This window comes from Paenibacillus sp. FSL K6-0108 (assembly GCF_045040695.1).
Classification (GTDB): domain Bacteria; phylum Bacillota; class Bacilli; order Paenibacillales; family Paenibacillaceae; genus Paenibacillus; species Paenibacillus pabuli_B.
This window is the reverse complement of sequence record NZ_CP150288.1, coordinates 1096829-1113007: the sequence shown is the minus strand read 5'-3', so window position 1 is coordinate 1113007 and position 16179 is coordinate 1096829. Positions and strand designations below refer to the sequence as shown.

Annotated in this window: 11 protein-coding genes; 5 read left to right on the top strand and 6 right to left on the bottom strand. The window is 47.9% G+C overall.

All coding sequences use genetic code 11. The features are described from left to right. Positions 1-92: 92 nt before the first annotated feature. The 4 genes from MHB49_RS05260 to MHB49_RS05245 all read left to right on the top strand — a co-directional run bounded on the left by MHB49_RS05260 (position 93) and on the right by MHB49_RS05245 (position 2330). The gene (locus tag MHB49_RS05260) at positions 93-317 is read left to right on the top strand and encodes a hypothetical protein (protein ID WP_247900875.1); all 225 of its coding nucleotides are present in this window, start codon (positions 93-95) and stop codon (positions 315-317) included. A 36-nt stretch (positions 318-353) separates the two neighbouring features. Beyond that, the gene (locus MHB49_RS05255; RefSeq protein ID WP_405155305.1) at positions 354-1049 is read left to right on the top strand and encodes a hypothetical protein; all 696 of its coding nucleotides are present in this window, start codon (positions 354-356) and stop codon (positions 1047-1049) included. Next, the gene (locus MHB49_RS05250) at positions 1046-1456 is read left to right on the top strand and encodes a hypothetical protein (protein WP_405155304.1); all 411 of its coding nucleotides are present in this window, start codon (positions 1046-1048) and stop codon (positions 1454-1456) included. The genes MHB49_RS05255 and MHB49_RS05250 overlap by 4 nt, the downstream gene beginning before the upstream one ends. Before the next feature lie 85 nt (positions 1457-1541). Next, positions 1542-2330 carry a formate/nitrite transporter family protein gene (locus tag MHB49_RS05245; RefSeq protein WP_053784134.1) on the top strand — a complete coding sequence of 263 codons (789 nt, stop codon included), beginning with the start codon at positions 1542-1544 and terminating at the stop codon, positions 2328-2330. A 267-nt stretch (positions 2331-2597) separates the two neighbouring features. Here MHB49_RS05245 and MHB49_RS05240 read toward each other — a convergent pair whose 3' ends face one another. The 6 genes from MHB49_RS05240 to MHB49_RS05215 form a co-directional block, all read right to left on the bottom strand. Continuing rightward, positions 2598-3584: a WXG100 family type VII secretion target gene (locus tag MHB49_RS05240; RefSeq protein ID WP_405155303.1), complete on the bottom strand. Its 987-nt coding sequence runs from the start codon at positions 3582-3584 to the stop codon at positions 2598-2600. A 51-nt stretch (positions 3585-3635) separates the two neighbouring features. Beyond that, positions 3636-4094, bottom strand: coding sequence for an acetyltransferase (locus MHB49_RS05235; RefSeq protein ID WP_405155302.1), 459 nt, complete (start codon positions 4092-4094; stop codon positions 3636-3638). Positions 4095-4393: 299 nt separating this feature from the next. After that, entirely contained in the window at positions 4394-9385 is a 4992-nt protein-coding gene (locus MHB49_RS05230; protein WP_405155301.1) for a DUF4132 domain-containing protein, read from the bottom strand. Between the two features lie 23 nt (positions 9386-9408). Beyond that, the gene (locus tag MHB49_RS05225; RefSeq protein ID WP_247900865.1) at positions 9409-9828 is read right to left on the bottom strand and encodes a hypothetical protein; all 420 of its coding nucleotides are present in this window, start codon (positions 9826-9828) and stop codon (positions 9409-9411) included. Positions 9829-10154: 326 nt separating this feature from the next. After that, complete coding sequence (locus MHB49_RS05220; RefSeq protein WP_405155300.1) at positions 10155-12287, bottom strand: molybdopterin oxidoreductase family protein; 2133 nt, start codon at positions 12285-12287, stop codon at positions 10155-10157. After that, positions 12190-14517 (bottom strand): FAD-dependent oxidoreductase, encoded by a 2328-nt coding sequence (locus MHB49_RS05215; RefSeq protein WP_405155299.1) that lies wholly within the window; start codon positions 14515-14517, stop codon positions 12190-12192. The genes MHB49_RS05220 and MHB49_RS05215 overlap by 98 nt, the downstream gene beginning before the upstream one ends. 431 nt (positions 14518-14948) lie before the next feature. Here MHB49_RS05215 and MHB49_RS05210 point away from each other — a divergent pair, with 431 nt between their 5' ends. Beyond that, positions 14949-16178: a nitrate/nitrite transporter gene (locus MHB49_RS05210; RefSeq protein ID WP_405157050.1), complete on the top strand. Its 1230-nt coding sequence runs from the start codon at positions 14949-14951 to the stop codon at positions 16176-16178. Position 16179: the final 1 nt, after the last annotated feature.

The window sequence follows — 16179 nt, the reverse complement described above, 5'->3', positions numbered from 1 at the left end:
CATTATACGATTATGGGGGAATCCATCTGACCCGTCTCGCTAAACGTACAGCCATTGTTCTGGTCGCAATTATACTTTTGGCTCAAATTCCGATGTTGAAAGCAACCTTTGCCCGTGGGGTAACTACGCTATATGTAAACATAAAGTACCCCGAACGATCCTTTCAATACAGGGATTTCATCTATGAATCTCATTTTGGGAGCTATTTCATTTCTTATGCTGATCATGACGGAAAACCCATTAACCTAATGCTTGAGCCCAAATTACTGCCTGTTATCGTTACGTATGATCCATTGGATCAACCCATGAAAGACTAAATTGTTCACTCTATTAATCATTCAGGAGGTATCGATATGTCTAATCATTTGCACTTGGTAGAATTAGTTCGCAAGCTGATGAATGCCGAAGGAACCGAAGATGAACTGGATGACATGCTAGCCGAATTAGAGCAAAAGTTGCCTTATGCAGAGATCAGCAATCTGATTTTCTGGGATGATCGGGACCTGACACCCGAACAGATTGTGGAGGAGGCCCTGACTGCCCGTCCGATCATTCTTCCGCCCCAGCCCGATTTTGCAGCAGTCAGTGGAGAACAAAAACTACAGGCCCTTCGTGACTTGATCGAGCTGACGGATAACCACCTTACTCAGCAAGTTCTCGATATTGGCATGGATTCTCATGAAGAAGATCTGGTACGGATCGAAGCCTGGCGTGCTCTTGGTATGGCAGGCTCCTCTGCTCTCCTGGGTGACATTCTTTATGCTGCGGGACAGCTTGTTCGTAATTCGGATGAAGATGAGGATGTACAGAACTACGCCTTGCAAACGCTCGCCTTATTGCCTGTTACCGAGACCGAGATCAAGTTGGCGCAGGAGGTTTTGGAGGGGGATGCGTACATTTTGGTCAAAGGAGCGGCGTTTGCCATTCTAGTTGCACATCAACATGTCTCTGGAGCCACGTCTGTGTTGGAATCTCTTCAATCCGATCCTGATTTTGGCGCTTCTGCGAAGAGGGTGTTACATTCAAAGCAAGGAAGTGACAACCAATGAATAAGCAGGAAGAGCCATCCCGTAATACAGATGAGCCTAACAAAAATCCTGACCAGTCCAGTGAAGAATCGGGAGAAAATGCTACGCAACCGGTTCACCTTACCCAAGGCGAGATCAATGCATTACAGAAGGCCCTTCTCTATCTCAAGTTTGAATGTGAAGAGACCGATTCCCTGCTATATGCGGGCAGCCCCTTGTTGAACAGCGTGCTGGAAAAGGTACGTGAAGTCAGTGCATTCAAAGAGTTCGCCAAAGACTTTCACTCCCGTCCCAATGCATATGCTGAGACATTTATGCGCAACAAGCTAGAGCGTTCCTACGCAGAAGAACTTGCTCCACGTGAACGTACAGAAGAGCAGAAGTCAGAGATTCTTACATCATGTATGTATCCTTATCCTTTAAAATAATTTTCGTAAATCCAGACGGTCTCTCCTCATCTTCCATATTTTCGTTATAATGTAAACAAAACATCAGGGAAAATGGAGGCGAATTATGGAAACGGAAGGTTTACGCAACGTAGAGAAGCTGGCGCTGAAGAAACACAAGATTTACAAACAAAGCTTGATCAGGTACCTTGCACGCTCCATGCTCGCCAGCATGTTTATCGGGTTCGGCGTCATCGTGGCGTTCAAGACGGGTAACTTCTTTTATATGGAGGATTCCCCATTTACATACCCTATGGCTGCCCTCACGTTCGGCGCGGCAATTATTCTGATCGCCTATGGTGGCGGTGATCTGTTCACCGGGAATACGTTCTACTATACCTATGCCGCCTTACGCAAGAAACTGAAATGGTTCGAAGTGGTCAAGCTGTGGATCGCAAGTTACAGCGGGAATTTGATGGGTGCGGCCGTCTTTGCCCTGTTAATCTACCTGACGGGACTGTTCGATTCATCTCAGGTCAATGGTTTCCTGTTAAGTGTGGTGGAGCACAAGATGGAAGCTCCGGCCATGCAGCTCTTTTTCCGGGGAATTCTGTGTAACTGGCTCGTATGCCTGGCGTTCTTCGTGCCCATGTTCATGAAGGAGAATGGCGCCAAAATGTTTGCCATGATGCTCTTTGTCTTCTGTTTCTTCATCTCGGGATATGAGCACAGCGTCGCCAATATGTGTACGTTTGCGATTGCGCTGGTATTGAACCATCCGGGGACTATCTCATTCGGCGGGGTAATCCACAACCTGATTCCGGTAACGCTTGGTAACCTAGTCGGCGGTGTGCTGCTTATGGGCTTCATGTATTACGCGGTGAACAAACCGTTTCTGGACGAAGAGACACATTAATCTTTGGGCAAAAAAAATCCCCCTTACTGGCCCGGTCACTTGACCGTGGCTGGACGGTAAGCCAAATCTGAAACACCCCGGCCACTTTCCCATCTCGAGAGAAAGTGTCGGGGTGTTTGTTTATGGACAGGTTCACGGCTAAGTCTCCTGCCCTCCTTGCTATTCGCCATGTGTTACACAAAAAAATCACATGGCTCCATTGTAAGGGTCGACAAGCAGGCGCAATCAGGTAACTCCATGTTGCCCGCTTGTCGACCCATCCGTGGCTCAGTTATACTCACGCCACGGAATATATTCAATATCGTTGTCGCCACGCGTGACCACGATCATATTCTCGATTTTGCCCGTATCCTTGTTGGTTCGGTAAATCATCGTACGCGTCTCGCCTTCGTCTGGCACGGAGAACAGAAATTTATCCGCAACAAAGGAGGAACCAAGGCCTGTTGCATGCTCTGTAAAGGCAGATCCACTCTTGCTGGTCAACAGCAGACCGATTCCATAGGCTGTAGCCGTTTGTGCTCCTTTACCAAAGAGATGCTCCCCTTGACTGGTCGTATGGGTTTGTTCCCAATACTCGTATTTTTTCGTATCCTTGTTGTAATCCACCACATTACCCTGTTTATCCAGACTGATGCTGGTCGTTTCACCCTTGTCACTTTTCACCTGATACGTGCCTACAATGGAATCCTCGGTAATTTTCACCGTCTTGCCTGTGTTCGGATCGGTTTGATAGATTTCATCCTCATATTGAAGCCGAATAATGTTCATGCTGGCCTGAAGCTGCTGTGCCAGTTTATCGTCACCCATTTCCTCGGCCTTCTTCAACATTTCCTCATAATTCTTGTAATTTTCGGCGTCCTTCTTCTTCCAATCTTCCATATTCTCCGGAGGACCAGACGTTTTATCGGAGCTTTTGCCGTGACTTTTGCTCAAGGCTGTCAGACTTTGCACTGCGGTTAATGCGACCATAAGAGCCTTGTCCACAATATCTTCATCCGTAGTGCGGAAACGCTCAGCAATTTTCTTGAGTTCGGATTGGATTGACAAGACCAGCTCAAGGATGGACTTCATGGTACCTTGGGCCGTTGCATAATCATTATAAAAACGTTCCCGCTCCATTCCGTCCCAATTGCTGCGCATGACACGGATCTGGCTATCCAAAGTGGACATGAATCCCGACAATTGCTGATGTGCCTGGGCGAATTGCCCACTGACTGTATCCAACTGTTCCGGTGTTACCTTGATCTGTGTCATCCTGCACACTCCTTTTCGTCAAATTCCTCCAGTTTCGTGGTCCACCGATGATTATTTTGCTGCCTGTTCCGCGTTGATCTCCAGATGAAGCAGCGGGAAGGGATTACCGGAGCCATCCAATTCGGAACGACCTATTTGTACAAATCCCATCTTCTCATAGAAACGGGCTGCCCCAGTATTCTGTTCATTGACATCCACTTTGAGGTGAAGGCCTTTGATGTTAAGGGTGTGGTTAATCAGAAGACGTCCCAGACCCTGTCCATGCTGACTGACATCTACAAACAACATCTCAATGAAGTTATCATCCAAACCGATAAAACCAACGGGTTCATTGTCAGCATTCAGCGCTTCCCATACCTCGACTTGCCTTTGCTGCAACACGTCGCTTACGACTGTTTTATAGAACTGGATGTGATGCTCTTCCAAAAACGTATGGGTTGCCCGAACGGCTCTCTCCCAAATCTCGACCAACTTCTCATGATCCTGTTCACGATATGAAACGATTAACATGTTCGTTATTCTCCTTTTTTAGAAAACAATTATGTAAAAATCCGATCCTGGGATCGGACTTGGTTAATACTCAATTTTTATATAATACTACGCATATTTTATCATACCTAACACTCAATCTGTACCCACCATTGCGATTCTCGAGCCAACTTTCCACTGCTTTTTAAGGATTCCTTACCCAAAAACAGAAAATAAAAGACAGCCAAAGCCACCTTGGACTGGTGCTCTAGCTGCCTGATATTCGATAGGTTCACTCGGCTTCGTCAATCTTGGCTACAGCATCATTGCAACATGGTTAATCAATGCTGCAATTGGGCAAGGATTTGCGGGTCCTTGATCTTCTTGTCTTCAGCCAACAACATCACTTTGGATAAAATCTCAGCTGTTCTCGGATCTTCATCCAGGAAAGGAAGGAAGATCCTGCCTCGGTGCTGACTATGCACAGGTACGATATGAAGCGCGCCCGTCGCCTGTTTGAACACATTGCCGCTGCCCAGATGAACGGCATACTCGCCCAATTCACCATCAATTCGCGCATAATTTCCATCCAAACGTACGTTATCGACCTTCAACAGACGAAGCGACTCATTCACAATCACATGACGCATCTCAATCGTGGTCAAGCTGGCTTCCGGATCGACTCCGCCAACATGCGCAACACTAACGACCAAATCGATATCACGGATGACTTCCGAGAAAAAGACCGTCGGTACATCCTTCAACGCCACAGGTTTATACGTCTTGCGATCATAGAACTGCACCGTCTCCAGCGTAGGTGCTTCTGTATCTGCGGGCGAGAACCAGTCTGCCATGGCATAGAGATTGGCAATCAGGTTATGCTCATAGCTTACCTTTTGCAGCCCTTCTTCATAGCTGACGGTCCATTGACGCCCTTTCAGCAGAGCAACTGCTTTTTTCGGCTGAATCTGATAACCTGCATACCGGCGGGATACGGTACCATTAGCCAGCTCATCCTCGTTCGGAAGATAGAGTTCACGGAATACCTGCTTGAATGGCTGCCGTTCCTGACGGTTGAACAGATCCCGTTGGAATTCGCTCCAGCGTCCACTCTGGAACAGATGTAAAGGATGAGCAATCAACAGACGATCCTGTTCCGTCAAATCTTGAATCTGACTCAAGTTTTCCGAGCCTTCCAGGGCTGGAGCAACCAGCCCACCAGACGTTACATCGAATCGACCCAGCTTGTCACCTGCCTGGAATACAAGAGTGCGAACAAGCGGTCGAAGGACCGGATTCTCCAACAGGCTTGAAATCTCCTCTCGGGTAAAGGAGGTACCCGCCGTCATGGAACGCTCCAATTCTAGTCTTGCCCGGCGATACTGATCAACCAGATCCGTTTTTAATTCCTTCAATTCGGCGATGTAACCGTCTTTCTTAAACCGGGCCGGTACAGACTTGAGCGTTTTCCCTTTGCTTACGATGAGCAGTTCCGGCTGACCTTCTTCATCAATCACCAGTTGGGCCGTGGTAACATCATCCAGTTCATGAGGTTCAAAATAGGATTTCATCTCATCCAGCTTGCGGGCCTCCATATCCCACATCAGCCGAGTAACATCGGCATATCCCGCATTACGGGCAAGGTTGCCGAGTGCAATCTGGGATACCAGACTTTCACTGGCCCGGCGCTGCGCGCCAAACTGTTTGCTCTGCATCAGAAACTTCTGAATGAAATCGTACCGCTCGCGCAGATCATGCTCCTTTTCTTCTGCGAACGGAATCAGGCTATACGTCAACAGATGATCTTTATTACGCTTATCTTCCACGGATGTACGCATGTCCTCAAGCTTCAGCTTCCCAAGTGCTGCATCCGCGAACAATTGCGATCTGCGATGATTGGCTCCCCCGGAGATATACTTGGCGCAATCGTACAACAGACTGAACCGTTCCTCTCCAACGGCCTCATACGCCTCCTCAAACCAGGCGATATCAAATGCACCTTCATTAAAATCTTGGGGCGAGATTGGAGAATAGTGCGCCACAATGGTTTCTTTTTCAGCAGTAAATCGTTCATTGATGTGGGCATGGAAGTACCAGGCTGCACTGCGCAGTCCTTCCCATCCGAGATGCTTGGCGACAATCTCCATCCACTGCGGCGCATACATCGCGGCTTCCAGCAGCTTCTTCTCCTGAATGGGATGCTTCGCCAGCAATTGTCCCAGCAGCGCTTCGTCCTCTCCATCACGTGGATGGCAGACCTGGATCAGATGGCTGAACGTTTCTTTACGTGTCGTGTTGTCACCATAGCTATAGATATATCCACGGACAAAGGTATCCTGATCCATCGCAGCCACCAGATGTACCCAATGTTCCATACCTTCAATGCGCTCAAGCTTCATCGCCAGGGTACTTACTTCTGTTGAGAGCTCTCCTCGGGTCAACTCTATCTCCAAAATTCGTTCAACGACTGTTCTTCGCAGTTCTGCCAACATCGGTTTCTCTGCGATCCAGTCATTTCGGCTGGATGTCAATTCCCGAATAAACAGAGCACGGGATTCTCCCACAAGCAGCTGCTTGTAGACTTCCTGTGCATCAATGAAGCCCAGTTCATAGGCACGCAGGTAATCGTTCAGCGTAAGGAAGGAGCTTCGGTAACTGTCCTTGTTTAATCGGTCGAATTGGCTTAGCGTCTGGAAATATCGCATGAAGCTGTCATCATCGTGTACCCGATCCCGCACAATATAGAACCATGGCCCTGACAAGAGGTCGAGCATGCCCGATTCCTTTTCCATTTGTTCCTCAGGCATCATTTGCATTAGCGCATACAGTGTCCGCTCAGCGAGTTCAAAAGTATCTGACTTATCACTGTCCTCATAAACGGCCTCAATCAGCGTTTTCACCTGATCTGTGTAACGAAGCTCACTGACTAGCTTTTTCATGTCCTGGATATGCTGAACCGGATAGACTTCTTCGGCAAAATCCTTACGCCATCCTTCCAGCAGCCAATGTTTCTCCAACTCACTATATTCGTATACGTCGGAATAGTATCGGTAATAAGAATCCAGCTTCTTATTCAGATCCTCCAAACGGATAGAAAACAAGATCTGCAGCATTTCCTTACTATCCAGGCCACTTTTCTGAAAATACTCCTCCCATAGGTTATGGAGAGGGAATTGCTCTAATAACACTATATCCTGCCGCTGATCATAAGGGGTAAAGACCACAGGGCGCAAAGTCGCTCCTACAAGCAAGGTTTCTTTGTAGCCCGCATAATATTCAGCCTCATATTCATGGTCTCTGTGCTCATGCACCAACGCATCCAAACCTTCAAGAAACTGCCTCGCTTTTTCCAGGGAAAGGGTAAACAGGTCCTTTGGCTGGAAACCGCCGAGATCACGCTCTTCATGAAGTAATGGATTTTCCCATGAAGGATCATACAAGCCAAATCCATTAGCCGCCGTATACCTGCTGCTCTTCTCTGTAAGCTTGTCCAGCAGCTTCTGCTCCTTGGCTGTTGGCGTCTTAATGAGCTCTATTAATGGTTGCATCTGCTCCTGCTGCTCCGAACGCTGTGGATCTGCGGAGATCTCGGTCAGCAGTTCCAGCGCCCCCAGACGCTGCAGTTCACTTTTGGATTGCAAAAGGCGTTTCAACGATACGATTAATTCATCTGCGGATTGAAGCAGAAGGACCTGAATGATCTTCTGACGTAACGATCCCGTTTTCAGCTTGAGCAACGCCTCCATCTGCAGCATCTCTTCGAGCGTCAGCGTCAACCGTTTGGCTTTGAGCAGAGCATTTTCACGGTTATTTATGCTCTTATCCGACAGACTGTCAAAAATAAACTGTCTCTGTACTTCGTTCTCGGGATGATGGACAAACTGGGACAACAATTCTCCTCGCAAATCCGGGCTCAGCTTGTCCTTGAGTGCAATGACCTCCCCAATCCATTCCGGGTCCATGTCATACGCAGCAAGGTACAGCATTTTTTTCACTACATCATCCGGATCAATCCGATATTGAACAAATTCAAGAACACCGGATGGTCCCCCAGCCCCTCCCTGCGGAATGTGGGCCAGCATTTGTTTGAACAGGTCGAAGTCACGCCGACGCACGATTTTATCTTCAAAAACAGGCAGTGGCCAGACGTGAACACTACGTTGATTCTCTCCATTCTCAAAGCTCCAGTTAAACATGTACATGGCATCATAATTCTCAATCACCCAATGCAGTAATTCCAGATCCTGTACTTCAAGATACTGACGTGCCATCTGTAAGCGCAGCCCTCTGTTCTGACTGTTAGCAAGTACGTATTGTGCAACAATTTGCTGATATACTTGACCGTGATCCATGATCTGAATGACTTTTCGCTCCAGTTCATTCTCTTCAATAACAGCCGTAGCCCATAGACTGATGAACAACTGGTTCGCATTGTCACTTTGCTGCCATGCCTCTCGCACCGCAGAATCAGTCAATGCTTGATGCGCTTGTGTAATGAATTGCGCAGCAACACGCTGATTTGCCGCTTCAATTCCGATCCCTGTCCACACGGCGAGTGCTCTCACCACCGAACTGAACCGAATTAGATTGTTGTCGATGATTATTTTTAATATGTATATATACGCCTCAAGCGTTCCTTCATCCATCCGTTCCACAATGCTCTGGCGCAAACCCTCCTGCAGTCTGGCTGCAACGAGCAATTCCCCAACCATCTGGTAAGCATCGACCTGATCGCTCATGAAGATCCCCTTGATCATTTCCGTGGTCAGCAGTGCATTCTGATTGTCACCATAGATAATATCATGCAGCGCCTGCTTCATATCACCGATTTCATGATCCAGTTCATAGGCAATACAATCCGGCAAAACGGCTCTGATCTCATGAAGGTAATCAATCTTGTACTCCCGTATGGATACATACTCGTTCAGAGAGAAGCCTTGCATCTCCATGCGGAACAAAGCAATCATTTTGCGAAGAACCTGTCCAATATGCTGTTCGGGATCAATGGTCCGAAACGGTCTGCGTTCATAATTTTTGCTATAAGGAAAATTTGCTGCACGTTCTGCAATGTAACGGAATCGAGCCAGGAATGGTGCACTGACCAGCTGTCTCAATACATCTAGCAATGGACTGAACAATGGAGCTTGCGTCTCAGCAGCCGTACGTTTCAATTGTTCCACTGTATCCAAATAGGCCTTTTCGTCTTCACGCAAATAAGTGAATCCAGCCATCTCGGCTACATAACCTGCGAGTTCCCGCTCCACGCCGTTCAGCGATTTAACTTTTTCCTGCAACTCATTCTGATACTGTTGAACTTTATCTTCCTGATTCATTCCATTCTCCTCCTCGTCACTCTCTACCACAGACGCCCTGCAAGCATGGTAAAGCGGATAAATACCACGTTATCGTCTTCTTGCAAAATTAGCGGTTCGTCCAGTCCCTGCAATTCTTCATCATTGAGAAACACTTTAAATAACCCATCTTCATATGCGGTTACAGCGGTAGCCATGGCGCCTTCTACATCAGGAACCCCATCGTTGTATATTGCGCCAAAGCCTACTTTGCCTGCTGCCGCCTGTTCCTGAATATCCTCAGGCATCAGGTAGGCAAGCCATTCAGCATCATTTTTCTTGTGTTGAGTCGTCTTAACCTGCTGAGCTACCATATTCTTAATAAGCTGTCTCAGCGTATTGGTTGTTTCCGGAAGTTCGGCAGCTTGTTTGGCAAGTGCAGGCTTGCGTTTGCCCAGACTTTTGACTGTAATCCATACGATCACTGCTTTCCCTCCTATGTACTCAATTTATTATATAGAAGCCTCGATCATCGTCCCAAATATCTATACCACCACGGAAAATGAACCAAACTTATGCATCATTTAATTCAATATCCACCCAAAAACACGTACATATGTGCCCCTATTGAACATTTTAACGAATATGCCAGTCATATTCATGGGCCAATTCTCATGTTTACGTGGAACCTCGGAACTATTGCATCCCTACGTTGAATACGCAAAAAAAGCCGCACAGTCTCATATAAATCCAGGACTGTACAGCTTCTTTGTCAGACTTCTAGCGTAGTTCAACCTGCAACCCGTATTACTCACCTGATCAATCGTAAAGGGCGAATGGTTACTGCAACCGTCTTGAATCCTGGCATACGACAATATGGATCCAATTCAGGTCTTGTAGCTCGATTGACATTCTGAATGCCACCCCAGTGCATTGGAACAAACAAGGTGTCTTCCCGAATATACTCCTTGACTCGCGAGCGCACGGTGAAGCTTCCGTACACCGATTGAATTTCGACCCATTCTCCGTCTATAACACGATTACGGGCAGCAGTATCCGGATGAAGTTCAACGAAGTTTTCCAATTCTCGAGCTGCTAGCGCTGGGCTTCGATGTGTCTGAACCCCTGTGAGGTAATGTGGGAGCACACGTCCATTGGTGAGAATCAAGGGAAATTCCGATGATACCTCATTCCAGCCAGGGCTTAACTCGGCTGTAAATACAGCTTTGCCATCCGGGTGGGCAAATCGCTCACTGAATAGCAACCCTTCCCCCTGTTCCTCTGGAGCAGGACATGGCCAGTATACCCCCTTTTCGTTACGCAGACGCTCATAGGTTATCCCATAATAATCAGCGATCCCCCCGCGGCTGGCTACCCTAAGCTCATTAAAGATGTCTTCAGCACAATCATATTGAAAGTAAGCGCCTTTGCCCAATTCTGCAGCAATTCGGCACAAAACATCCCAATCATGAAGCGTTTCTCCGGGGGAAGGTCGGCCTTGTTCTCGCAACAAAACACGTCCTTCCAGATTGGTCAGTGTACCTTCATTCTCCAGATAGGCTGTGACCGGGAGAACCAGATCAGCCAAACGGGCTGTTTCGGACAGAAACATGTCTGCCACAACCAGGAAATCCAGTTTACGTAGTGCCTCCTCCACCAAACGCACATTGGGATTGGATACAACCGGATTCGAACCCATCACAAGCAGTGCCCGAATATCCTGATCATGAACACGCTCCATCATTTCGTAGGCAGAGACCCCTTTGCCTGGTAAACTTGCAGGTTCCACTCCCCAGACGGATGCCACATAGGCACGATCTGCTTCATTTTCGATGGAGCGATAGCCGGGGAGCTGATCAGCCTTTTGTCCATGCTCGCGTCCGCCCTGCCCATTTCCTTGACCTGTGATAGCCCCGTATCCGCAGCCTGGTTTGCCTATTTTGCCAGTCGCCAGTACCAAATTCAGAAAATGTCTGACTGCCAGATGCCCATCCGTTTGCTGCTCCACTCCACGTGCCGTCATAATCATGCCCGTATCTGCCTTACCATATGCCGTTGCTGCCTGGCGAATATGAACCAGATCTATCCCACATGCCGCTGCCGCTTGCTCCAGTTGTAAATCTGCCAAACCATGCCGTAATTGTTCATATCCATGCGTTCTTTCTTCTATAAAATGGGGGTCCACCATTCCTTCATCCATAATGATCTTCAGCATGATATCCGCCAGCAAAGCATCCATGCCGGGCTTCACCTGTAAGTGTAGATCAGCCATCGACGCGGTCGCAGTTCTACGAGGGTCTATAACAATAATAAAAGCTCCGTTCTCCCTTGCCTGATTAAAGTATGGCAGCAGGGTTGGCTGGCATTCCGCAATGTTAGTGCCTGCCAGTATAATACATCTCGCCTCGGGAATGTCAGATAGACGGAACGTTAGTCCCCGATCCATGCCGAATACTTTGCTGCCAGCCGAAGCCGCAGCTGACATGCAAAACCGTCCATTATAGTCGATGTATTTCGTACCTAATGCGACCCTTGCGAATTTGCCCAGAAGATAGGCTGTTTCATTTGTCAAAGAGCCTCCTCCGTATACGCCAACCGCATCTGCTCCATAAATATCTTTCATACCCTGAAATCGCTCTGCAATATTCTGAATGGCCTCTTCCCATGTACATGTCTCAAGTATGCCATTACGACGGATCAGCGGATGCATTAACCGTTGCCCGCTGAGCGCATGCTGATGTGCATTCATTCCTTTGACACAAAGCCTGCCCTGGGAAGCTTCATTCGGAACACCATGAACCGCATACTCCCCGCGATGCTGACCTGTGACAGGTGCAGCAAGTTCTTCAACTGTCATTTTGCATTGCACACTGCAATATGGACATTGAGTCTCCTTGACATGAAGTCTTGAAGCTGTCGGTTCTGAATTCACGAATAAATCCATTTCCCCATCCCTGCCTTTCAGCTATGATGCCCTTCGCGAGTTCCATCTGAAACTGATCATCCAAAAGCGTTTCCCGAATCGACATAAACTCCAATCGCTCCGTCCATGCCCATAATGGTTCATCATACCAGGCGGTTTGACGATACCACTGAAGGCAGGCTGTTGCGATTAATGCGGCTTGCAGCTCCGTTTCTGCGACCCCCAGCAATCTTCCTTCCTTAATAGGATGCTCTGCATGCCCACCGGCATATATTTCCCATCCTGCAGGAGAAGCCAGCAGGCCAATATCCTGAACAAGAGCGCTTACCAATGAACCGGTCCCCGGTGCAATACCTACGTTCACAGGCGATGGCATCTCCACACGGTGCAAGCCCGCATGAAGCTGTTCAGCTAATCCCCCCGTATCTGTGTCGTAGAGTGACAGTGGAATTCGATCATCCCAACGAACCTGAACTTCATGAAAAGGTACCGTATTTCGGCCCCCTGATTGCTGCCAAATCGCGGCTTGTTCAACAGCCGCATGTTCACTCGTCAAATTTTCTCGTTTAATCCTCAATTGAGTGGATACCTGCAGGTAATAGTGAATGGCTGGGCGACAAACCGCACATCCATGCGCCGAATTCCAACCCAGTTTCTGCATGATCACGGTTAAGTCCGTTTGCCGAGTTGTGGCAAGTTGATGTGCTAATCCCTCTACACACTCTTCACTCGAGGCGAGAATCTGATCCAATGCTTGCTTCAGTTCGGCATGCCCAAGCTCTGTGCAGCTGCATACTGGCACTTCTGTCTTTTTCTTCGTTTGCAAAATGGTTCTGTCACCATCATTACTCTTCAGATGATGTGTATGTTTCACCAGAGCAGCTACCATGGGGCGGCATCCACCACATGAACCTGAGGCTTTGGTCCGTTCCTTGACCTGATCCGCATTCTGTAGTCCATCCTCCTGAATGGCCTTCATAATCGCCGCTTTCGTCACATTGTTGCAGGCACATACCGTTTCCTCATCCGATAGTGCAGCAGCTGCCATCTCAGCTGGATCCGGCGCACCTTCCCGTGGAGCAAGTTCAGCAACCTCAGCCCCTCGCTGTACCAGTCCCAGCAAGGCAGTTCCCTCGGCGGTATCTCCGAACAAAATGGCACCGCATACCTTGTCAGCTTTCGTCAAAACTTTCTTGTATGTCCCACGAATACCATCGAATGTTTGAATAACGGTCTGTACTCCCTCCCCACTGATTTCACCTGCCGAGAAGACATCAACACCTGATACCTTCAGCTGCGAATAAGGAACAGAGCCTTTGTATTCAGGTGTTTTCTGCCCGCATAATGTGAGAGCGAGTACTTTTCCCTGCTCATACAAGGGAGCCACCAGACCGTAGCTGATCCCCCGATGTTCAGCGCATTCTCCAACGGCATATACATCAGGTACATTGGTACGCATATAGTCATCTACCATGATCGCTCGATTTGTTGCAATTCCACTTTTCCTTGCCAGATCAACGTTCGGCTGAATACCTACAGCTACAACGACAACCTCAGCTTCAAGCCTGGACCCATCCGCGAAAAGGAGACCTTGAACCTGCGAACGTCCAATAATCTTTTGTGTTTTTTTCGCCAAAAGAAAGGACATTCCCTGAGTCTCAAGCTCATGCTGAAGCATCTGGCCAGCCTTCTGGTCCAACTGTCGGTTCATAATATAAGGTGCGTTATGAACTACCGCCGCTTCCATGCCCAGATGAAGCAATCCACGTGCAGCCTCTAACCCAAGTAATCCGCCACCAATGACTGCAGCCTTACGATAGGTTTTGGAATAATTGGACATGCGTGTACAGTCATCCATCGTGCGAAAGGACATAACCCTCTCTTTATCGATCCCAGGGATTGATGGAACAAATGGAGAAGATCCTGTCGCCAGAATAAGGATGTCATAGGCTTCCCTCAAGCCAGATTCAGTCTCTATATATTTCGTATGAATATCAATCCTGTTAACGGTCTCTCCTGTACATAGCCGAATACCATGCTCCTTATACCACGTCCAATCATTTATGATGATATCCTGTAACGAATGCTCTCCTTGCAATACTTTGGATAACATAATCCGATTGTAGTTGGGACGGGGTTCATTACCGTAAATAACAATCTCATAAGTATCAGGCTTCAGTGCAATAATCTCTTCCACACACTTTACACCGGCCATGCCATTCCCTATAATCACCAGTTTCGTTTTACTCATGAGCTGCCCCCTATCCCTATCACATTTTGCTTGCAAATAAACAGAAAAATCCCTTCTCCATATATCGGAAAAGGGCACCGTTGCCTCCGGAATCCACACGCCATTGTATGGTTTCTTATTAGATCCAGATTAAGTTAATTTCAATATCATGTCAATAAATTTAACATAAAAAAATTAAAAGTTATAGAAATCGAAGGAATCTTAAAAACTGTGTAATTTTTATTGACATATCGAATTTCCCTTTTTATAATTTGAATCAAAATCACAGTGCTGTGATCTACTCAGGGAACGGGACACAATGACGTGTACCGTCTTGTCGGCAATGGGGCCGCAAATCGTTCAGATCTGGACGAATTGCGGCCCTTTTCTGTCTGAACAAACCCATAAACAATGGATGAAGATCTTAATTGGATGAGGAGCGATGATGGATGATGGAGAGCAAAAGTTTTTGGAAGAGCGGGCATAAACCTACCCTTTTCGGGGCGTTTATGTATTTTGACATCAGTTTTATGATATGGGGTATGCTTGGCCCACTTGCGGTTGTAATTGCTTTAGACTATCCAATGACACCGCTGGAAAAAGCCAATCTTGTGGCCCTGCCTATTCTTGGCGGCTCTATTTTGCGACTCGTGCTTGGCTTCATGTCCGATTATATCGGTCCGAAACTGACCGCACAGATCGGGATGCTCGTCACACTTGTTCCCTTGCTGTTAGGTTGGCTGTGGGTTGACTCCCTGAGCCAGCTCTATGTGGTGGCGCTTCTACTTGGTGTAGCCGGCGCCTCCTTTGCCGCTGCTCTGCCTTTGGCTGGACAATGGTATCCCAAGGAGCATCAGGGTTTGGCCATGGGTATTGCCGGAGCGGGCAACAGCGGAACGGTACTCGCGACGTTATTCGCCAATCGTTTGGCTACCCATTTTGGCAGTTGGGAAGTGGTATTCGGGCTTGCTATTATACCAATTGCCATCGTATTTGTTCTCTTTTCTCTCTTTGCTCGAAACAGCCCCAATCGGCCTGAACCGAAGAAATTGTCTCAATACGGAAGCTTGCTGAAACAAAAAGACGCATGGGTATTCTGTGCCTTCTATTGCGTTACTTTTGGTGGCTTCGTGGGGCTATGCAACTATCTGACCATCTTCTTCAACACTCAATATGGACTTTCTCCTGTTCACGCCGCAGACATTACTACATTCTGTGTCATCGCCGGCAGCTTCTTCCGACCTGTAGGGGGTTATCTGGCTGACAAGGTTGGTGGAACTCGCATGCTCACCTTCCTGTATACAGGAGCTTGTATCATGCTGATCGGTGTGTCCTTCATGCCACCGCTTCCCGTTGTGGTTGTCATGCTCTTCCTCGGTATGATGTGTCTTGGCGCAGGGAATGGGTCCGTGTTCCAACTGGTGCCTCAAAGATTTGGCAACGAGATTGGATTGATGACAGGTATTGTAGGTGCGGCTGGCGGATTGGGCGGATATGCATTGCCCCTCATTCTCGGTCAACTGTACAGTTCCTACCAATCCTACACACCAGGCTTTGTTATTCTTAGTCTGATTGCGGCTGCATCCACGATCCTGGTACTGTTTATGCAATCGCGTTGGCGTGTCAGTTGGCTGCACAAAAGCAGTAAGAGTATCACCGACTCACCACCCCTCACGTCTTAAG

Coding starts and splice junctions, on each gene's coding strand:
- MHB49_RS05260 (WP_247900875.1), top strand. CDS start 93: ATGTTGAAAGCAACCTTTGCCCGTGGGGTAACTACGCTATATGTAAAC.
- MHB49_RS05255 (WP_405155305.1), top strand. CDS start 354: ATGTCTAATCATTTGCACTTGGTAGAATTAGTTCGCAAGCTGATGAAT.
- MHB49_RS05250 (WP_405155304.1), top strand. CDS start 1,046: ATGAATAAGCAGGAAGAGCCATCCCGTAATACAGATGAGCCTAACAAA.
- MHB49_RS05245 (WP_053784134.1), top strand. CDS start 1,542: ATGGAAACGGAAGGTTTACGCAACGTAGAGAAGCTGGCGCTGAAGAAA.
- MHB49_RS05240 (WP_405155303.1), bottom strand. CDS start 3,584: ATGACACAGATCAAGGTAACACCGGAACAGTTGGATACAGTCAGTGGG.
- MHB49_RS05235 (WP_405155302.1), bottom strand. CDS start 4,094: ATGTTAATCGTTTCATATCGTGAACAGGATCATGAGAAGTTGGTCGAG.
- MHB49_RS05230 (WP_405155301.1), bottom strand. CDS start 9,385: ATGAATCAGGAAGATAAAGTTCAACAGTATCAGAATGAGTTGCAGGAA.
- MHB49_RS05220 (WP_405155300.1), bottom strand. CDS start 12,287: ATGGATTTATTCGTGAATTCAGAACCGACAGCTTCAAGACTTCATGTC.
- MHB49_RS05215 (WP_405155299.1), bottom strand. CDS start 14,517: ATGAGTAAAACGAAACTGGTGATTATAGGGAATGGCATGGCCGGTGTA.
- MHB49_RS05210 (WP_405157050.1), top strand. CDS start 14,949: ATGGAGAGCAAAAGTTTTTGGAAGAGCGGGCATAAACCTACCCTTTTC.